The sequence below is a fragment of the Streptomyces durocortorensis genome, assembly GCF_031760065.1.
In the GTDB taxonomy this organism is placed as follows: domain Bacteria; phylum Actinomycetota; class Actinomycetes; order Streptomycetales; family Streptomycetaceae; genus Streptomyces.
Genome location: NZ_CP134500.1, coordinates 1,869,870 through 1,890,220, shown reverse-complemented (window position 1 = coordinate 1,890,220; position 20,351 = coordinate 1,869,870). Strand labels below are relative to the sequence as shown.

Here is a 20,351-nt window from a genome sequence, read left to right as displayed (position 1 = left end):
GGCCGGAACCGACTGCCGCGAAAGCCTTGGCGCCTGGTGCCGCGAAAGCCCCGCCCCCGCCCGACCCGCGTCGCCCGACGCGGGTCGGGCGGGGGCGGAGTGCGGGTCAGCTGATGGACTTGATGCCGTGCCAGCCGCTGTTGCCGACCTGCGTGCTCGGGCCGTCGACCGGGCCGTTCGCCGAGCTGGCGCCCTTGTAGAACTTCAGGGTGCGGTCGCCCGCCGTGGCCCACATGTCGGCCACGCCGTCGCCGTTGGCGTCGGAAGCCCCGGCGATCAGGGGGCGGTTGGTGACGGTGTACGACTTCCCGTACTGGGTCCGGCCGCTGAACGTGCCGTCGGTCCGGCCGCGGTAGAGCCACAGGACGCCGTCGCGGGTGTCCCGGGCGAGCAGGTCCACCAGGCCGTCCCGGTCGGCGTCGCCCGGTGCGGTCACGCTCATGACGTCCCAGCCGCTGGTGCCGATGAGCACGGGCGCTGCGACGGACGGGGTGGGGGCGGACTTGCCCTTGTACAGGTACAGCTTGTTGCTGTGCTGGACGACGAGGTCGGGGTGACCGTCCCGGTTGACGTCCCCGGCGCCCACGACCTGGGCGTCGGTGGGCAGGCCGGTGCCGATCCTGATCGGGGAGCCGAGCGTGCCGTTACCGCGGTTGGGGTAGACGCGCAGTTCGCTGCCGACGCGGGCGACGACGTCCTCCATGGCGTCCCCGGTCCAGTCGCCGCGGTGCGTCACGGACGCCCCCGTCCAGCCGCGGGTACCGATGAGGGTGTGGTTGTCGATCGCGCCCGTGCCCCTGCCGGCGTACAGGCGCAGCTTGCCCGTGTCGTCGACCGCGACGAGGTCGGGCTTGTTGTCGCCCGTCATGTCGCCCGGGGCGGCGAACGCGGTGCCGGTGATCCAGGACCGTACGTCGTCCACGCGGGTCGCGACGGCGCCCGTACGGGTCTCCGTGTCCGGCATGCCGAAGCAGCCGCCCATCCAGGACCTGCTGGCGACGGCGACCAGTTCCTGCTTGCCGTCCGTCTCGCGCAGCACCGGGCCGCCGGAGTCCCCGTGGCAGATGACGGCGTCGCCGACGGCCGTCAGCGCGATGTCCGCCGAGGCGTCGCCGTTCGCGGTGAACGAGCCGGTGTGCAGCCGGTCGGGCACCCAGGTCGTCTTCGTCCGTCCGAATCCGGCTGCCTTCACGGTCTCGTCGGCCGCCGTGGGGGTGGCCGCCAAGGCCACCGGCTTCACGGTGGCGACGCCGACGTTCAGCTTCACCATGACCAGGTCCCGGTCCGGGTGCGGGACCAGCTCGATCGCGGTACGGACGGCCCCGCCCGTGGTCTGGGACAGATCGGTGCGGCCGACCGTGACGGTGGTCGTGGCCTTGGGCTTGCCGGGCTGGACGACGCCCGTCGCGTCCGCGAAACAGCTCGCGGCCGAGAGGACCCACCGCGGGTCCACGAGCGTTCCGGTGCAGGAGCGGTCGGACTCACCGATGACGATCCTCGCGCTGTGGCCGAAGGAGGCGGCGTCGGCCGGGGCCCCCTGCAAGGCCATGGCGGGCGAGCTGACAAGGCCCCCCGCCATGGTCGCGGCGACCGCGACGCCGCTGATCCAGAATCTGTGCCTGTGCGTTCGGGACATGCTGTGTTCCCCCACTGATGTTCGTCGTCTGTAGGCTGAAAAGCCCGCAAGTTACGGGATTCAAGCACGACTTGATCATCAGTGATACGCCTGGATCGGGCACAAGGCGCATACTTCACCGGAGGTTCTGTGGAGTATGTCACTACAACCATTGCCCCTCCGCGAGGACGCGGAAGGGGCCGAGGGGCGGCAGCCGGTCAGGACAGTTCGGCCAGAACCGCGTCCGTGAACGGCGTCCAGGCCTCCGCGGCCCACGGCCCGAACGCGCGGTCCGCCAGCGCGACACAGGCGGCCCCCGCCACCGGGTCGATCCACAGGAACGTACCCGACTGGCCGAAGTGGCCGAAGGTCGCCGGGGAGGACGTGTTGCCCGTCCAGTGCGGGGACTTGGAGTCCCGGATCTCGAAGCCGAGGCCCCAGTCGTTCGGGTTCTGGTGGCCGTAGCCCGGCAGGACGCCCTTGAGGCCCGGGTGGACGACGCTCTGGGCCGCCAGGACCGTACGCGGGTCGAGGAGGCGGGGCGCCTGCACCTCGGCGGCGAAGCGGACCAGGTCGTCGACGGTGGAGACGCCGTCGCGGGCGGGGGAGCCGTTCAGCGCTGTCGACGTCATGGCCAGCGGCTCCAGGACCGCCTGGCGCAGGTACTCCGCGAACTCGCTCGCCGGAATATCCGGCGCCCCTTGTCGAGTGCCCACGCGCCCGGCCCGTACGCCCAGGGCGTCACCGCCGCCTCCCGGCGCCGGATCGACCAGCTGCCGGGCGCCGGCTCCCACAGGTACTCCTCGTCCCCGAGGCCCCACAGCCGGACCTGGGCCATCTCCCGCGCCTGATCGAACTGCTCGATCAGGATGCCCAGTCGGTCGGTCCGCGGACCCTGGCCGCTCATACGTGGCTCCCTCGTCGTCGCGCCACGCGATCCAGGCGCCCGGAGGGAAGCCAATGGCTCGCTTCGCCGGGCGCGACCGAATTCCCGGACGGGCGGGGCCGGTCGGGGATCCGGTCAGGTCTCGGAGTGCTTCTCGCGCTCACTCGCGATCAGGTCCAGCTCGCGCATCGCCTGGGAGTGCCCGCTCATCCGGCGGCTCACACCGCCGGTCATGAACAGCGCCGTTCCCGCGAGCGATACGGGAAGGGAGAGCCCCAGGACGGGAATCGCCTCCGGCCACTCGCGCTCGTCCTCGCAGTAATCACCCTTCCACAGCGCCTCGTTGGCCGTGACGCCCTCGGTGAACAGGCGCGCCGCGCACTCGTCGGTGTGGCCGCCGCGCGTTTCGACCGAGTAGCTCGTGAGAAGCGGAATCGCGCACCAGCTCCACAGCAATGCCGCCAGGAGCAGCAGACCGGCCCCGCAAGTTGCGTATGCGGGTGGATTGTTCCCGGAATTCGCGGTCGTACTCTCGTGATCGCGTGGCGCATGAATCTAGCAGCGCGCCCGAGCGCGGCCGTGTCTCCTGGCACCCGGCTGAGACGCAGGACGCGCCTCAGCCGGGTGTTAGGAGAGCCGCGACGGCGACGCAGACGGTGCCCAGAAGGCAGATGTCCGCGATCCACGACACGGTGATGGCCCGTCGCGAGCGGTCGTCGTCCTTGCGGGGGCCCCTGCGCTGTCGGACGATCTCCTGTACGCGCGTGACGGCTCGGTCCGACGTTCGGAAGTAGTGGTCCAGTAGCGACCCTCCGAACGCCGTCGCATTGATCTCGACGCCATCGGAGGTGTGCACGGTCAGGGTGCCGTCCTCTGACGTGTTCACTTCCGTGACCAGGCGGTAAGGGACCCGGTAGGTGAAGATCGGATTCACGATCTTCAGTTCGGATTTCCCGAGCACAACCCGTGCAGCCCCGATGCGTCGGGTCAGCGCGATCGTCCCCAGGGCTGCGGCGACTCCGGAGAGCGGGCCGCGAGCGTCTCCGGAAGAAGCCAAGTCGGCCGCAGCCGCTGCGATGAAAGCCATTGCGGTCACGATGGTCCAGGACAGGACGACGAACGATATTCTACGTAGGACGATCGAATCCCGAGTCGCTTGATTCATCTCTTCACCTCTTGATGGGGCATCGTCCTGAAAAGGTGGAAGGCCGACGCGGCAGCGGAGGGCAACTCCGTTGCCGCGTCGGCCTCACATGCTACTAGCAGACTCCACTATAGGATCCGAAGCTCGTGCCGAGGTTCCCGGGGTAGGAGCCGATGCTCGTGGTATTTGCACCGCAGAATCCGGCGTTGAATCCGGCGTTCACGCTCAAGTTTCCGTACGTGGCGCCCTTGTCGATCCGGGAGGTCGGTCGTACGACCGCGTGCTTGGTCGCCGACGACGGTCTGACTTTCGTCATGACCGTATGCCGCGCCCACGGTGAAGCCCGGTATGCCTCACGCCAGGTCTTGGCTCCTCCGAACGCGCGTCCGAATGCCGCTGCGGATCCGCCGCCTACCGCGGTCCAGGCCAGGTCCTTGGCGTACGCCCGGCCGTCCCAGTTCCCGGTCTTGAAACCGTCACCGGCAAATTTCGCCGTGGCCACGGCTGCACCCACCATGATGCAGGCGCCTGCGGAGGCGACAATGCAGGCTCCAAAAGCGACAACCGTCAGCCCGGTCTTGATGCCATCCCAGTTGTCGCCGACCCATTGGCCTACTGTGGAATTCTTGAGCCCTGACCAGAAGCCCTCGTCCTGGTTATTCTTTTTCTGTCGAGCCTCGGCTGCTTTTTGTTCCCGCTCTATTCGATTGCGGCGTTCGACTTCGGCGGATGCTGCTCGTTGGGCTGCGGTCGGTGCGGATACTCCGCTTCCCTTCGTATAGACGTGCTTATATCCCGTGTTCTGCTGGATCGTGTAGTTGGGGGAAATGGTGCCACCGACAGTCTTGGTCACCTTTTTGTAGTTCTTGCCGAACTCGACCTTCTTCAGATCGCCGGTTCCCCCCTTCCCATAGGTGCAGCTGTACTGACCGCTCACGCACTCCTCGTACGCCTCGCCGGTCGGGTCGGAGAAGGTAGCGGCGTTGTTGTTGCCGTAGATATACGGGTTGAGCTGGGTCGGGTCGCCGGGAAGTATCAGCGGGTCGACGGAGAGGAAGCGGCCCATGGCGGGGTCGTACTCGCGGGCTCCCAGGTGGGTGAGTCCGGTCGGGTCGGCGGTGCCGCCCACGAAGCCCCGGTCGCCTGGCCATTCGGTGCCGGTGGCGGTACGGCTCTCACCGAAGGGAAGTTGCTTGCGCCGGGTTACGGCTTGGCCGTCTGTGAATCCGACGGCCGTCAGGCCGGTGCCCTGATGGTTGGCGAAGACGAAATTGATGCCCGCCGCTGTACGCACGGCCACGGTCTCACCGGCGTGGCTGTAGTAGCGGGTCGCGGTCCTCGCGCCGGACGTGGCGACGGTCAGCTGGTTGCCGCCCGGGAGGTAGGCGGTGGTGGCGTTCGTGTTGCGGGCCAGGATGCGGTTGCCGGACGAATCGTAGAGGTACGTGGTGGACTTGCCGTTCTCCGTGACCTCGGCGAGATTGCCCTCCTGGTCCCAGACGTACCCCTGGTCGCGGGAGCCTCCGTCGCGGGACTCCGTGTTACCGGCCTGGTCGTATGCGAAGGTTTCCCGGGCGCCGCCGTCGGGGCCGCCCGTGGTGGTGATGGAGCGCAGTGCGTGCGGGTTGGGCTCGCCGCTCTTGCCCGGGGTGTACGTGCGCGTGATGTCGGGGACACCGGGGGCCGTGGTGTGCCGGATCTCTTCGGCGCGGTTGCCCGCCAGGTCGTAGCTGTATGAGTGCCAGTAGGAGTCCGGGCCGCCCACGGCGGTGGCCGAAGGGCCGTTCGCGCAGTCGTCCGAGGCGGCCTTGGTGGTCCAGGCGTCCGTCATCCGACGCAGGGCGTCGACGGCGAAGCACTGGGTGTCCGTGCTGGCGGCCGAGTCCTGTCCGGATGTGCTCGAGATCCGGACGGTGTTGCCCGCGGCGTCGTAGGAGTAGTGGGTGTCCTCGATCCTCAGCGCCTGGTCGCCGTCAAGGGTGCGCCGGACCAGGTTCCCGGAGTGCTCGTCCAGGACCCGGGTGTCGTACACCTTCCGTCCCAGCGTGCCCAGTTCCATCCGCACGGGCCGGGACAAGGCGTCGTAGGAGACGTTGCCGACGAGGGGCACTCCGCCCGCCGTGGTGGAGACAGGCAGACCAGAGGAGTTGGCGTTGGTGGTGACCCGCTCGGCGGGAAGGTTGCCGATCGCGGGGTGCTTCAGCCATTCCTGTGCGCCGGTGTACTGGTTGTAGCCGTAGGTCCACGTGTAGGTGCCGGCCAGGCCCTGCTCCGAGGTGGGAATGACGGTTGTTGCGGAAGTGGGCTGGTAGCGGTCGTCGTAGGCGTTGACTTTCGTGGTGTAGGACTCGCCGTTCACGTGGCGGGTGTCCGAGGCGGGCTGCCCCTTGGCGACTGAGTCGTAGGTCCAGGAAGACCGCACCGTCGTGCCCTGCATGAGTTTCTCCGGGCGTCCCAGCTCGTCGTAGAGCGTGGTGAGGGTGATGCCCCGGGCGTCGGTGACGGTGCTGGGGCGGTCGGCGTCGTCGTACGTCGTGGTGCCGACGCCCTTGTCCGGGTCGTCGGCCCGCGTTTGCCTGCCCCGGCTGTCGTAAGTCCACGTCCAGACCGTGCCCGCGGGGTCGGTCACCTTGGCCAGCTTGCCGTACTGGTTGTACCCGTACCTGGTGGCCTGGAACTCCGTGCGCTCGCTGTTGGTGTAGGAGCGGGCCTCGGACGTCTGCCCCTGAGCGTTGACGATGGTTGTCACGGTGGTGCCGCCCTTGGGGGGCACCACCGTGGTCCGGTCGCCGCCGTGGACGGTGCTGGTGCGCTTGGTCTCGTCGCCGTACTTCAGTGAGATCTGGGCTACCGGACGCCCGGCGCCGTCGAATTCCGATTCCACTGCGGACGGCACTTTCGAGTCGTCGCCGGCCACCAAGGTTGCTGACGGTGCTCCGGTCGCGTGGTAGGCGTCGTAGCTCTTCCAGGGCTGCCCCCGGGTGTCGTAGCGCGTCTCGGTGACGACGCGCCCCTGTCCGGAAGTTCCGACAGCCGGGCTCTGGGTCTGCCGGGGTCGCAGGAGACCGTCGTAGAAAGTGTACGAGGTCACGTACTCACCCTGATGGTTGAGTTCCTTGGTGGTGACGACGTTGGGCAGGGTCCTGGAGAGGTTGTAGGAGTACTGAGTGGCGGGGGCGTCGGGGTGGTCGGCCTTGGTGCGGCCGGGACCCCAGACCTTGGTCACACGCCCCAGCGCGTCGTATTCGATGTCGGTGCGCTTGCCGTTGGGGTCGATCGCGGTGGTGGTGGCTCCCCGCACCGGATCGGTGTGGACAGTCGTGGCGTGCCCGAGCGCGTTGGTGGTGACGGTCTTCGTGGGTGCCTGGCCGGTGGTCGGAGTGTACGCGACCGTGGTCTCGGCGCCGGATGCGTCGGTGGCACTGGTCTGGCGTCCGTAGACGTCGTATTCGGCGGTGTTCACGGTGATGAAGCCGGTGCCTGCACCGTCGTTCTCGTCACGGCGGGTCTCGTTCCCCTTTGCCGGGGCGGCGCCCAGCGTGGTGGAGCCGTCGTAGTAGTGGCGCTCTGTGGAAACCAGGTCCGCGGGCAGCTGCGGAGTGGTATCGCACGCCGTGGCGACCGTCTTGCTCTCGGCGACTTTGGTGAGGATGTTGGCGGTGGTGTTCCGGGCGTAGGAGACGGTGGTGCACTGCTCGTCACCGCTCTTGGCGGTGTCTCCGGTCTCGCTTTCCGTGCGGACGTGGCCATAGGAGTCGAAGGTGCGCTCCGAGGCGGTGCGTCGGAGTGTGCCGCCCGTGATGGTCGTGCGGGTCTCCTCCTTCTTCACCCCCGTCCGGTAGGCGTGCACGGTCGGCAGCCCGTCGGGGGAGCGGGAGTGGGAGGCCGTGGCGGAGGAATGCCACGGGACCGAACTCGTGGCGGAGACCAGGGCTCCGCCCGCACCGTTGTACGTGGCCGTCTCGCGGGGCATGCCGGCGAAGGCCTCGTGGTCGGCCACCTCGATACCTTCGCCGTTGGCGACCTGCGCCCCGGCTATCCCGCGGAAGTAGCGGGTCTCGGTCAGTGTCTGCATGCCCTCGGCCGGATCGCCGGTGCGCATCTGGACGCGGCCGTACCCCTTCGACTGCCCGTAGGTTCGGTGCTTGGCCTCGGTGAACTCGTTGTCACCCTTGGCCCAGGCGAGACCTCCGAGGTAGGTGTAGTCGTTGCGTTTGACCGGTGCGCCGCTGGTGTTGTCGGACTCCAGGATCTGGGTGACCACGTAGGAGTGAAACCAGTCCTGGTACGGCTCGTAGCCCGCTGCCGGAGCGTCCGGGGGAGACCAGATCACCGGGTAGCAGCGCTTGGTGTTGCTCGCCGGGTTCGGGAGACTTCCGGCTTTGCAGTCCGGCGCCGAGTAGGTGACGCCAAGTGTGCTGCCGGTCTCGTTCTTGATGCCGTAGACGCGGTAGCGGTTGTACGCCGGGATCGTGTCCACGGCACCGGCGACGCGGTTGGGGAGCTGTTGCCCGGACATCTCGACCGCGGGCAGCGTTACCGGGGTACCGGAAGTGTGCCCGGTGCGTTCGATGGATGCGAGCCATAGCGGCGGGTCCGTGCCATCCCCGGTGGACGGGAAGCGGTGCTCCAACTGCCAGGAATCGGCCTTCTTGTACGCTCCGCCGTCCAGCACGGACGTGGTGATGCCGGTCAGTCGCTTGCGAGTGAAGTACGACGCCGAGGACTTGCCCGCGCATGCGTCGCCCGCGCTGCACACTTGGTCGAAGGGGACATCGGGCCACTTGGCGGCGTTGGCCGCGGTGAACTTGTCGGCCGCGCAGTCGAAGGTGCTGGTCTTCAGGCACCGTTCGGCCGTCGTGAAGTCGACCTTGGCGGCAGCCTTTGTGGTGTACGCGTTCCCGTGGCGCAGACCGTAGTCGATTCGTTTGAGGTGTCCGCCGCGAGTGTAGGAGGTGAGGGTGCCGTTGTACGAGGCATCGACGTTGCGCTGGTAGTGGTTGGACTCCTTGGCCCAGTAGTAGCCCATGGCGTTGCCATGCGGGTCGACGGCGTAGTCCAGGTTCCATCGCCAGCCCTGCTGACACCAGGAGTCCTTGAACGCGGCGGCGTGGCACGGCTCACCGGAATGGTTGCCGAAGACCGGAACCGTCCAGACGGAGTTGGTCACGGGCTTGCCCTTGGTCCAGCCGGGCAGCCGGTTGTAGCCGAAGTAGTAGCGGGTACCGTCCGGTGCGGTGACACGCCAGTACTCGCCGTCGCCGTCGCCGTTGGCGCGGCTGGTGCTCTTCAACTGCGCGATCCGCGTGCCGTCGTCGGTCTTCTTACGCCACTCGCCCGTGGCATCGTCTTTGACCAGTTGGCTGGACGATCCGCCGAGTGACAGGGTCGCGTTGTCCTTCTTCCAGCATTGGTCGCCCACTTTGTTCGACGGGTTGTTGCCATCCTTCCTGTCGCTCTCGCACGAGGTGTAGCGCCGCTCGATGGACCCTGGGGACATGGACCAGCCGTCCCCGATCCAGTTGGCCTGGTTGTTGGTCGCGGCTGTACGTCCGTCGACCGCGCGGGAAGAGTACGACAGGCCGAGGCTCGGCTCCAGGCCGCCCGGCACTCCCGGCGTCTCGATGTCGTACGACCAGGAGAAGCCGCCGGAGGCCCCCCCGGCTTCCCAGCTCGCGGACGCCGAGGGGGTGGTGGCGGTGAAGTCGCCGGTGGCACCGGACGGGGCCGCGGTCACGGCGAAGAGTGCCGTCGCGGGAGCCGCCTGCACGCCCGTTGCCGAGCGGGCCATGGTGGCCGTTGCGCTGACGGGACGGCCGGTGCTTCCGGCGCTCTCATCGGTGACGGTGAGGGAAATCTCGGCCGAGAGCATCGAGTCCGAGGCGTCGTTGACGGTTTCGATCTGCTCGCCCGGCTGGCAGTCCGTCCGGTCCGGAGTGACCAGCGCGCAGCCCGGCACCTCACGCAACGTCAACCGGGAGGCCCAGTCTCCGCCGTACAGCCCGGAGAAGCCCGAGTAGTCCAGCTTCAGGCCGACCCGCCCCCGGCCCTGCTTCTGGCCGTGGCCCTGCACGGCGAGAAGCGGACCGTCGACTCCGGCTGACGCGGCGGCCGATCGGTCCAGCACTTGTACCTGCACCTGATCTGCCACCGTGCCGGCACGCTTGGCGTCCTTCGGCGTGCCCACGGCCACCGGGAGTGAACCCACCTCGGCCGACTTGGGCCCGTCCGCCTTCCCGGGCACATCGAGCACGGACACGCCGGGCTCGGGCCAACGAGTCCCGTCGTCGGGCGAGCGGGTCTTGGAAGCCGTCTCATCTGTCTTGTTGAGGGCGGTTCCCGCGACCTCTGACACAGGTATGGGGTCCGGTTTTTTCAGATCTCGCAGATCCAACTCCGCGGCGGCGGCCACCGGTCCTCCCAGGAGCCCGACCACCAGATAGGTCGCCAGGAGCAGGGCGACGGGACGGGCTCGTGTGCCGACCGAACGTCTGGACCGACGGAAATCCGAAACTGGCAAACCCGACACCAATCCCCCTCGATAAAGTGAAGACATGGAAAGGAAAAAGTAAAGATAGCACCAGGCTCTTCGGATTTGAAAGGGGGTGGGCCGTTAGTGTTCGAGTCGTTATCCCTTTTGTTGAGCAGGCCTTGACATACGGCCGGATACCGAACTATTTAGACTTGAGAGGAGTCTAATTTCTGTGCGAACTGTCTCTGGGCTGTGCGAACGCCTTCGCGACAAGTGTGATCTTGAGGGCTAATCTCTGCAAAAGTGAAAATCTGTGAACTTTGCGTACTTAGCTCCCTGTGGCGTCGTTGAATTGACTCGGATGCCGCGTTGTTAGTGGCACGATCTCCTCATGGAGAAAGTGAAAAGAAGACCGATGGAGAGAGCTCGTGAAGAGAGGCGGAGTGCCTTCCGGTGGCCTTTCCGATGCATGGGCGTCGCCCTTGCGCTCATCCTTGCCGCACCTCTGGTAGCCGCTCTGCCCGCAGACGCGGAGGCAGCGGTCGTGGCGCCGCCGAGGACCGAGGAGGGGCTGACCGGGGACCAGACGGCGGCGCTCGCTGAGGCGGCTGATTCCGGCCATTCGGTCGAGGTGCTCTCCCAGCGCACCGAAGTCTCAGAGACGTTCGCCAATCCCGATGGTGATTTCACCGAGAACACGTATGCCGTGCCCCAGTGGGTGCGCAAGGACAACAAGCTGGTCGCCATCGACACCGATCTGATGAAAAACGAGGACGGCACCTTGTCCCCCGTGGCGACGGAGATCGGCGTCCGTTTCTCCGGCGGCGGCGACGGACCGCTCGCCACCGTCGTACGGAACGGCCGGTCGATGTCGGTCGGCTGGTCCCGGCCTCTGCCGAAGCCCGTCGTCGAGGCGGACACCGTCACCTATCCGGATGTGCTGGACGACGTCGACCTGAAGCTCAGGGCCCACAGCAGCGGTTACAACCAGGTACTGGTCGTCAAGTCCGCCGAGGCCGCGAGGAACCCGGAGCTGAACCGGCTTGACTTCGCCCTCGGTACCGAGGGGCTGAAGGTCACAGCGGACGAGCACGGGAATGTCAGGGCGCTGGACCCCGCGGGTCAGGAGGTGTTCACCGCACCCACGCCCCGGATGTGGGACAGCGCCGCCCCGCTCGCTCAGGCGTCGGCCCGCACCCTCGGCCGGGCCTCGGTCCTGACGGGACCACCTGCCGCGGACGCGTTCGAGCCCGGGTTCGGAGCCCGCGACGCCGCCATGGAGGTCAAGGTGGCGGACGACAGCCTCACACTCCTCCCGGACGAGGAACTGCTGACGGGTGAGGACACGCGGTACCCGGTCTACATCGATCCGTCCGTCCAGGGATCACGGCACTCCTGGGGGATCGTCTACAAGAAGCACCCCAACGCCTCGTTCTTCAACGGTGCGGGCTTCAACGGCGGTACCACCACTGCGCGAGCCGGGTACGAGAACGTCACCAACGGCCTGGCCCGCTCCTACTTCCGCATGAACACCAAGAACCTCCAGGACAAGAACCGGGTCATCAGCTCTTCCCGCTTCCAGATCAAGAACACCTGGTCCTGGTCCTGCGAGAACCGCGGCATCCAGCTGTGGCACACTCGGTACCTCAAGTCCAGCCACACGTGGAACAACCAACCCGGCAAGCTGTACACCCTGGACACTGTCAATGACTCCAAGGGGTTCAGCAGTAGCAGCTGCCCCGCCGGAAACCTTGCCTTCGACACCACCCGCGCCGCGAAGGACTCCCAGGCCGGTACCTGGAACACCCTCACGCTCGCACTGGCGGCGTCGAGCGAGACAGACGTATACGGCTGGAAGAAGTTCGACGCCAAGTCGGCCGTGCTGTCCACCACCTACAACACCCGACCCGCCGTGCCTGCGTCGCTGGACACCATCCCCAGCACCAAGAACAGCAAGGGCTGTGGCGACGTGGCCCCCTACGGCCTCATCGGGAACACAGACATCTACCTGACCGCCAAGGGAAGCGACGGGGACGGCGGAACCGTCAAGGTGAAGTTCCATCTGTGGCCCACCGGTCATCACAATGCCGGCAACGGGATCATCGTCAACCAAACCGTCACTGTCACCTCCGGCACGGTCGCCAAACTCAAGGTAGCCAAAGCCGTGTTGAGCCCGCATATCGCCAAGGCGAACGGCAACTTCTCCTGGAAGGCGCAGGCGAACGACGGCTCCCTGTTCTCCGACTGGAACCCCACACAGGGCGCACCGGGGTGCCGCTTCGTGTACGACCCCAACCGGCCCAGCCAGCCGCCAGGAGTGACGTCCAGCCAGTTCCCCGATGGAGGTGACGGCTGGCCCGCCACGACCGGCAGGGTGCGTACGGAGGGTACCTTCACTTTCTCCAGCGGTGGGGTGACAGACGTCGCCTCGTACCAGTACTGGACCGACTCCGACGGCAACCGCCGCACGGTCACGCCCGGCACAGCGGGCGGGTCGGTGAATATCAAGCTCACCCCGACTGTCGCGGGGGCCAATAAGGTGTACGTCATCAGCCGTGACAAGGTCGGCAACTCCTCGGACACCGCCACCTATCTCTTCTACGCCAACGGCCCCAGCTCACGTGACAAGCCTGGCGACATCAACGGCGACGGCAACGCCGACCTGTGGGCCATCGACAAGGACGGCACCCTTCGCCGCTTCTACGGGACCGGCACCGGCACCATCGCCGAGGCATCCGCCACCGCCAGCAATGGCCAGTGGAACGCGGCCAAGATCACGCACCGGGGAGACTGGAACGACGACGGCTACGAGGATCTCATCGCCCTCCAGCAGGAGGCGACGAGCGTTACTCAACGGCTGTGGATGTATCCCAACGACGGCTACGGATTCGCCTGCACCGACTGTGCGGACCGCGGACGGCAGGAACTCACCGTCTACGACCCCGCCAACAATCACTGGAAGGACGGCGTCAAGCAGATTCTCGCCATCGGCGACGTCGACGGCGGGCTGGACGTGGACGGTGACGGCACCGAGGATGTCGCGGGCCATCCGGATCTGCTCGTCAACGACGGCGAGTTCCTCTGGCTCTACTACGGCAGCCTCGACCGCCGGCTCGACAGTGACCGCGATCCGGTTCTCCTGGCAGGCCCGGACGATCCGATATCCGGCGGCGGATCGGCCGTCGGCGAGGTCACCCTCGCAGCCGCGGGCGATTACAACGGCGACGGACGGGCTGACCTGGTCGTGCGCTACGACCGCCCAGATGTCGGCGGCCTCTACGTGTTCCACGGTGGCGAGACGGACAACGGCTTCGACATCAGTCTCACCGACCGGACCGCCATCAGCTGGAACTGGAGTGTCGACACCGTGCCCCGCTTCACGGCAGCGCCCGACGCCAACAACAACGGAAAGCTCGACCTCTGGGCCACCACTCCCGGTACCGGTCGCCTCCGTTTCTTCGCCGACTACACCGACAGCGGCCACACCGCCGTGACCGGCGTCTCGGAGGCATTCCTCGGCTACCAGTCCATAGGCTGATCGGCTGATGGGGAAAGGCGGTGGCCGGAGCCAACGAAGCCCCGGCCACCGCCGTCTCACCGGATGTGCTGCGTCAGTGCAGCCCGTCCAGGAACGCCTGCCAGGCCGGGGCCCCAAGGACGATGGCGGGCCCGGTCGGGTTCTTGCTGTCGCGGACGTGGACGGACCCGCAGGAGGAGCCGCCGGCGACTTCGACGCAGTCGCCGCCGGTGTTCCCGCTGTAGCTGGACGTGCGCCACTCCGCGTTCCTCAGGTCGGGGCCGGTCTCCATAACGCTTCTCCATCACGCGGCTGATCCGCGCCACCGATTCCTCGACGGAGAGTGCGGTGGCCTGGAGGTGAGCGTATTGGAGCGAGCCCTCCCTGACCGTTTCGGGGTTGGCCGTCATATGGCCGGAGATGAGGTCCTCGGTGTAGATCTCGTCCAGGTCGTCGTCGAAGCGCATGCCGGTGAACGAGCCCGCCAGGCTCGCGTGTTCCTCGGCCTCGAACGGCAGCACCTGGATCCGCATCCAGCGGTGCGCCGAGTACTCCAACGGCTTCTGGAGTTGGGCCCGCATCACCTCATGGCCGCCGATCGGCCGGTAGAACACCGCCTCGTCCAGGATCGCCCAGGCCAGCGGCGGCTTCTCCCTTCCAGGATCCGCTGGCGCTCCATCCGGGCGGCGAGCAGGCCCTCCAGGTCGTTCGGCATGCCGGTGGCCAGCACCGCTCGCGCGTACTCCTCCGTCTGCAACAGCCCGTACACCACGTGCGCCTGGTACGTGGAGATGTACGCGGTATTCGCCTCCATGTCCGCGTACAGCTGGAACCACGTCGGCAGCTGGCTGCGCAGCACCAGCCCCACCAGCCGCGAGAACATCCCGTCCGTCCCCAGCGCCGCGTCCAGCCGCTCCGAGAAGTCGCGCGTCGGGATCTTTCTCGGCGTCTTGATCTGGCCGATCAGCGAACCCGTGCGTACTCATCCCCCGGAGGGGCCCCGGGGGAGCCCGCCTACCGCGCCGACTTCGTCCTGGGTTAGCACTCTGCCCGGCACCTGCGCGGAGTCCTGCGGCTCTACCTCAAGGCCTCTGATCTCCAACGTCGTGCGGCACGTGCCCGACCGGCGCGGCCAGACCTACATCTACGCTGCCGCGCCACGAAGGCGTACGCGTCGAAGTGGCCGACAGCAGCCCGGCCCTGCCCCTCGCCATCACGGGCGACCCGCTGGACGACGGGGGGCCGGGGGCTCGTCCTGGTCAACGCCGTCACCGACGACTGGGGCATCGTCAAGCGGTGGGATGGCAGCGGGAAGACCGTCGGTTTGATTGCCTGACACCGTCGGCGAGGGGCGGCAGCCGGTCAGGACAGTTCGGCCAGAACCGCGTCCGTGAACGGCGTCCAGGCCTCCGCGGCCCACGGCCCGAACGCGCGGTCCGCCAGCGCGACACAGGCGGCCCCCGCCACCGGGTCGATCCACAGGAACGTACCCGACTGGCCGAAGTGGCCGAAGGTCGCCGGGGAGGACGTGTTGCCCGTCCAGTGCGGGGACTTGGAGTCCCGGATCTCGAAGCCGAGGCCCCAGTCGTTCGGGTTCTGGTGGCCGTAGCCCGGCAGGACGCCCTTGAGGCCCGGGTGGACGACGCTCTGGGCCGCCAGGACCGTACGCGGGTCGAGGAGGCGGGGCGCCTGCACCTCGGCGGCGAAGCGGACCAGGTCGTCGACGGTGGAGACGCCGTCGCGGGCGGGCGAGCCGTTCAGCGCGGTCGACGTCATGGCCAGCGGCTCCAGGACCGCCTGGCGCAGGTACTCCGCGAACGGGATGCCGGACGCCTTGGCGATGTGGTCGCCCAGCACCTCGAAGCCCGCGTTGGAGTAGAGGCGGCGCTCGCCGGGAGGGGCCGTCACCCGGTGCTCGTCGAAGGCCAGCCCGCTGGTGTGCGCGAGCAGGTGGCGCACCGTGGAGCCCTCGGGTCCGGCCGGCTCGTCCAGCTCGATCGCGCCCTCCTCGTACGCCACCAGCGCCGCGTAGGCCGCGAGCGGCTTGGTGACCGAGGCGAGGGGGAAGCGGTGGGCGGTCGGCCCGTGCGTACCGAGAACGGTGCCGTCCGCCCGTACGACGGCGGCGGCCGCAGTCGGGACCGGCCAGGTGTCGATGATCCGCAGGCTCTCCATGGACCCGAGCCTAACGTTCACAGGCGGAGCCTCATCGCCGGGTCCGGAGTGCGGGCGAAGCCGAGCGAGGCGTACAGCGGCTCGGCCTCGACCGATGCGCGCAGGTCGACCTGTGGCACCCCGCGCTCGCGGAACCAGCCGAGCAGCGCCTCCGTACAGGCGCGGGCGTGGCCCCGGCGGCGCTGGTCGGGGTCGGTGGCCACGCTGAAGACGTAACCCGTGGTGCCGCCGGGGTTGCCGGGGCCGCCGAGCCGGTACTCGATCGTCCCGACGGCGCAGGCCGCCAGGCCGGTACCCGCCGGGCTGTCCACGACGAACGCGGTGAGGTCGCCGTCGGGGTCGTTCAGCTTGCCGCGCAGCGTCTCCACGGCGACCGGCCGCCAGGTGGTGTCCGGGTTCGCCCCGGGGCGCTTCGGGAGTGAGTCGAGCATGACCGTGCGGAGGCGGACCAGCTCCTCGGCGTCCTCGGCGGTGGCGCGGCGTGCGGGGTTCGGGCGTGTGGTGCTCATGAGCGGGGAGGTTAGTCGCCCCGCCCGGGAAACTCCTCCCGTTTCCGCTTGCTTCGAGTGCGCTCCAGGGATCTAGCGTGGAGGCCATGACGGTGATCGACGGAACTCCCGTAAGCAATCCCGCGACCAGCACACAGTCACAGCCTCAGCCGGAGCCCTCCGCAGGGGGCAACGCCTGCACCGCCCCTCCCAAGGCCCACCCCCGCCCCTCGGGGCAGGACAGCTACACGATCAGCGAGGTCGCCGCCTTCACCGGGCTCACCGCGCACACCCTGCGCTGGTACGAACGCATCGGGCTGATGCCGCACGTCGACCGTTCGCACACCGGGCAGCGCCGGTTCAGCAACCGCGACCTCGACTGGCTGGCCCTCGTCGGCAAGCTGCGGCTGACCGGGATGCCCGTCGCCGACATGGTGCGCTACGCGGAGCTGGTGCGCGCCGGTGAGTCCACCTTCGAGGAGCGGCAGGAGCTGCTGGAGGCCACCCGCCGCGATGTGATCGCGCGGATCGCGGAGCTCCACGACACCCTCGCCGTCCTCGACTACAAGATCGATTTCTACGGTGGCGCCCGCCGGGCGCCGGAAAGGCACCCCGCCTGATGACTGTCGACAGAATCCCCACCGTGGAGCTGGGCAACGGCGGACCGCGGATCGGCGTCCAGGGCCTCGGCTGCATGGGCATCAGCGAGTTCTACGGAGACACCGACGAGCTGTCCGCCCGGGACACCCTGGATGCCGCGCTGGAAGCGGGCGTCACGCTCCTCGACACCGCCGACGCCTACGGGCGCGGCGCCAACGAGGAGTTCCTCGCCCCGTTCGTCGGGGCCCACCGGGACGAGATCACCCTCGCCACCAAGTTCGCCATCGAGCGGACGGACGACCCGCACTACCGAGGCGTACGCAACGACCCCGCGTACATCCGCACCGCCGTCGAGGCGAGCCTGCGCAGGCTGAGGACTGACGTGATCGACCTCTACTACATGCACCGCCGCGACCCCGCCGTCCCGCTCGCCGAATCGGTCGGCGCGCTGGCGGAACTGGTCCAGCAGGGCAAGGTCAAGCAGCTGGGACTGAGCGAGGTGACCGGAGCCGAGCTGCGCGAGGCGCACGCCGTGCACCCGATCGCCGCCCTCCAGTCGGAGTGGTCCCTCTTCAGCCGTGACGTGGAGAAGAGCGCCGTCGGCGCGGCCGCCGAACTGGGCGTGACCCTCGTGCCGTACTCGCCGCTCGGCCGGGGCTTCCTCACCGGCTCCTTCACCGACGCGGGCAAGGACCTGTCGGAGGGCGACTTCCGTAAGCACCAGCCCCGCTTCAGCGGTGACAACGCCCGCAGGAACGCCGCCCTGCTGGAGCCCGTCCACAAGACCGCCGCCGCGCACGGGGTGACCGCCGCGCAGGTGGCCCTGGCCTGGGTGCAGCAGCGGGCGCGGGTGCACGGGCTGACCGTGGTGCCGATCCCCGGCACCCGCAGGCGCGGCCGCCTGCTGGAGAACGTGGCGGCGACCCGGCTGACCCTGACGGCCGACGAGCTGGCCCTGCTGGAGCCGATCGCCGGGCAGGTGGCGGGGGACCGCTACCCGGACATGAGCAGTACCTCTGAGGCGCGGGAGTAGCCGGGAGGCGTACGAGGCGATCGCGTGGTTCATGCGGTTCATGACGACCACGCGGCATCGCCCCCTCACGCCAGCCCCAGCGCGAACACCGCGAACCCCGCCGCGAGCAGCCCCGCCAGCGCGCGGCGGGCGTTCGCCGCGCGGGTGCCCGCCTTCCACGGGGCGTCGAAGCGGCGCGCGTACCGGGCGATCAGCACCAGCAGCCCCGCGAACACCGGCAGCCAGGCGATCCGGGCCAGAATCCAGCCGACCGTGTCCGGCCCGGTCGTCAGCCCCGCAACCGCCGCCGTACCGTCGCCCAGCAGCGAGGCCGGTACGGCGGCCGCCAGCATCGCGCTCTGGTGCCAGCACAGGATCGTCATCGCCGACAGGTTGATCACCACGACCGGAGCCCACAGCAGCGGCCTGCGCAGCAACCGCCCGATCCGGTCGCGCAGCAGGATCGCCGCCCCGCTCTGCGCCGCCGCCAGCGCCACCACCAGCAGCGACGGCGGATGCGAGTTGGTCCGCGCCTCGCCCGGCACGCCGACCATCGACGGCGGGTAGTGGAAGGCCAGCAGCAGTACGGCGAAGAGGGCCCCGCCCCCGACGAGCAGCAGCCGCGCACCCCGCTTCCCGATCCGCCCCTCGCCCCACGAGACACCGAGCTGATACGCGAAGAGCCAGCCGGGCAGGACGTTCAGCACGCTCAGCCAGGACGGCACCGCCTCCGCGAAGGGCCCGTAGCGCAGGAAGTCCACCACCGCGACCGAGACCACCAGAGGCAGCGCCGCCCATCCGCCGAGCCGTCGCGCCAGCCGTACGCAGACCGGGGTCAGGGCCGTGACCACGGTGTACACGCCGACGAACCAGAGCGGCTGGATCACCAGCGTCGACGCCGTACGCAGGGTGTCCCCGGGCACCCCCAGCGCCGACAGCACCGCGAGCAGCACCGCCCACACGGCCGCCACCCCCAGCACCGGCCTGCCGAGCCGGACCAGCCGGCCGCGCAGCCAGACGGCCGTGGTCGACGTCCGGCGGCGGTAGGAGAGGACCGAGGCGTACCCGCCGACCAGGAAGAAGATCCCCAGCATCTGGAGCACCCAGCTGAGCGGGGCGAGGGCGCCGAACGCCGAGAGCGGGCTCGCGTTGTGCAGGCCGTCCGCGTCGAGCCGGAAGCCGCCCAGCATCCAGTGCCCGAGCGGTACGGCGAGCAGCGCCAGGGCCCGCAGGCCGTCGACGGCCCGGTCCCGGTGGGCGGGGGTGGCGGTGTCGATACGGGCGGCGAGCCGGTGCGCCCTCGTGAGCATCGCGTTCATCGGGCCGCACCTTCCACAGCCGTCCCCCGTGCGATCGCCGCGAAGGCGCGCAGCGAGTCCGTGCCGGGTTCGAAATAGCCGCTGTGGCCCCGGGCGTCGTCGGCCGGGACCCGGCGGGCCCCGAACGCCGGGTCCGTCGGGTCGGTGCCGTGGCCCAACCCCGCGAACCGCACGCTCGGCACGTCGTCGATCCAGTCGGTCGGGTCCTTCGCCGCCCACACCCGGGCCTTCGTCCGCAGCGCGTCCACGTGTTCCGCCCGCATGCCGGGGGAGCCGAGGACCACCACGTCGGTGGCGGGTAGACGGGGTGCGGCGAGGCCGCAGACGACGGAGCCGTAGCTGTGGCAGAAGACGGCGGGCTCGGGCAGCCCGTCGGCGGTCAGCCCCTCCGCGAACCGGGTCAGCCGCCCGGCGCCCGCCTCGGCGAGCCGCCCGGTCGCGGCGTCGATGCCGAAGCCGACGGGGGTGGTGTACCCGGCCCAGGCGATGACGGCGGTCCGGGCGCCGGCCGCCTTCTGCAGGGTCCTGGCCATACCGGGCGGGGCCCCGTGGGCGGCGGCCTTCCGGTCGAAGGTCCCGGCGTCGTTGTCCGAGCCCGGCACCACCACGGAGACCCGGTGCGCCGAGCGCAGGTCCCCGAAGACCTCGGCGACCTGGCCGCGCCCGCGCGGATCGAACGCCAGGATCTGCCGGCCGGGGGCGGCGAGCGAGCGGTAGCGGGGGTCGCCGTCCGCGGAGAGGACGAGGGCGTTGGCGCGGTAACGCAGCTCAAGCGGCGCGCCGTCGAGGTTGCCTACGACGGACGGGTGCCGCAGGAGCAGGAGTTGCTGCTGCTCGTCGCTCAACCCGGCGAAGAAGGCCGCCACTTCGGCGGGCGTGGACCGCTCGGGGTCGGGCAGCTCCACTCCCGGCGCCCGGTCCGCCCGCCACTGCGCACTGCCCGGGGGCGGCCCGGTCAGCGCCTGCTGCGCGTCCCCCGAAACCCATCCCGCGGTACCCGTCACCGCACTGGTAGCCAGTGCGAGCGCGACCAGGGTCCTCGCGTATCGGCGCATCGTGCCTGCCCTCCTTGTCCCCTCCGCGCCGGTCGGTGCGGAGGGGAGGAAGGTAGGAGGACGACGGG

12 protein-coding genes and 2 pseudogenes are annotated in these 20,351 nt (G+C 69.0%); 3 read left to right on the top strand and 11 right to left on the bottom strand.

From position 1 onward, the window contains the following. Positions 1-106: 106 nt before the first annotated feature. The 5 genes and pseudogenes from RI138_RS08355 to RI138_RS08335 all read right to left on the bottom strand — a co-directional run bounded on the left by RI138_RS08355 (position 107) and on the right by RI138_RS08335 (position 10,000). A complete protein-coding gene (locus tag RI138_RS08355; RefSeq protein ID WP_311119399.1) occupies positions 107-1,636 on the bottom strand; it encodes an FG-GAP-like repeat-containing protein in 1,530 nt (509 codons plus the stop codon). 197 nt (positions 1,637-1,833) lie between these two features. Next, positions 1,834-2,522, bottom strand: a pseudogene (locus tag RI138_RS08350) (serine hydrolase). A 114-nt stretch (positions 2,523-2,636) separates the two neighbouring features. Continuing rightward, the gene (locus RI138_RS08345) at positions 2,637-2,957 is read right to left on the bottom strand and encodes a hypothetical protein (RefSeq protein WP_311119398.1); all 321 of its coding nucleotides are present in this window, start codon (positions 2,955-2,957) and stop codon (positions 2,637-2,639) included. Positions 2,958-3,117: 160 nt separating this feature from the next. Beyond that, the gene (locus tag RI138_RS08340) at positions 3,118-3,588 is read right to left on the bottom strand and encodes a hypothetical protein (RefSeq protein ID WP_311119397.1); all 471 of its coding nucleotides are present in this window, start codon (positions 3,586-3,588) and stop codon (positions 3,118-3,120) included. Positions 3,589-3,760: 172 nt separating this feature from the next. Next, positions 3,761-10,000 carry an RHS repeat domain-containing protein gene (locus RI138_RS08335; protein WP_311119396.1) on the bottom strand — a complete coding sequence of 2,080 codons (6,240 nt, stop codon included), beginning with the start codon at positions 9,998-10,000 and terminating at the stop codon, positions 3,761-3,763. Between the two features lie 586 nt (positions 10,001-10,586). On the opposite strand from RI138_RS08335, the gene RI138_RS08330 reads away from it, so the two are divergent. Continuing rightward, the gene (locus RI138_RS08330; RefSeq protein ID WP_311119395.1) at positions 10,587-13,655 is read left to right on the top strand and encodes an FG-GAP-like repeat-containing protein; all 3,069 of its coding nucleotides are present in this window, start codon (positions 10,587-10,589) and stop codon (positions 13,653-13,655) included. Positions 13,656-13,728: 73 nt separating this feature from the next. Here the strand turns inward: RI138_RS08330 and RI138_RS08325 are convergent, their stop codons facing one another. The 4 genes and pseudogenes from RI138_RS08325 to RI138_RS08310 all read right to left on the bottom strand — a co-directional run bounded on the left by RI138_RS08325 (position 13,729) and on the right by RI138_RS08310 (position 16,318). Beyond that, on the bottom strand, positions 13,729-13,926 hold the full coding sequence (locus RI138_RS08325) for a DUF397 domain-containing protein (RefSeq protein WP_311119394.1): 198 nt from the start codon (positions 13,924-13,926) through the stop codon (positions 13,729-13,731). Beyond that, positions 13,889-14,610: pseudogene (locus tag RI138_RS08320) on the bottom strand (DUF5753 domain-containing protein); the annotation flags it as partial. The pseudogene RI138_RS08320 and the gene RI138_RS08325, both read right to left, overlap by 38 nt. A gap of 386 nt (positions 14,611-14,996) precedes the next feature. Further along, complete coding sequence (locus RI138_RS08315) at positions 14,997-15,809, bottom strand: serine hydrolase domain-containing protein (protein ID WP_096623133.1); 813 nt, start codon at positions 15,807-15,809, stop codon at positions 14,997-14,999. Between the two features lie 17 nt (positions 15,810-15,826). Beyond that, entirely contained in the window at positions 15,827-16,318 is a 492-nt protein-coding gene (locus RI138_RS08310) for a GNAT family N-acetyltransferase (protein ID WP_096623131.1), read from the bottom strand. A gap of 86 nt (positions 16,319-16,404) precedes the next feature. Between RI138_RS08310 and RI138_RS08305 the strand changes: the two genes are divergently transcribed. Beyond that, complete coding sequence (locus RI138_RS08305) at positions 16,405-16,917, top strand: MerR family transcriptional regulator (protein WP_311119393.1); 513 nt, start codon at positions 16,405-16,407, stop codon at positions 16,915-16,917. After that, complete coding sequence (locus RI138_RS08300) at positions 16,917-17,930, top strand: aldo/keto reductase (RefSeq protein ID WP_311119392.1); 1,014 nt, start codon at positions 16,917-16,919, stop codon at positions 17,928-17,930. Before RI138_RS08305 ends, RI138_RS08300 begins: the two co-directional genes overlap by 1 nt. 65 nt (positions 17,931-17,995) lie before the next feature. Here the strand turns inward: RI138_RS08300 and RI138_RS08295 are convergent, their stop codons facing one another. After that, on the bottom strand, positions 17,996-19,228 hold the full coding sequence (locus RI138_RS08295) for an acyltransferase family protein (RefSeq protein ID WP_311119391.1): 1,233 nt from the start codon (positions 19,226-19,228) through the stop codon (positions 17,996-17,998). Beyond that, a complete protein-coding gene (locus tag RI138_RS08290) occupies positions 19,225-20,283 on the bottom strand; it encodes an alpha/beta hydrolase (protein ID WP_311119390.1) in 1,059 nt (352 codons plus the stop codon). The genes RI138_RS08295 and RI138_RS08290 overlap by 4 nt, the downstream gene beginning before the upstream one ends. Positions 20,284-20,351: the final 68 nt, after the last annotated feature.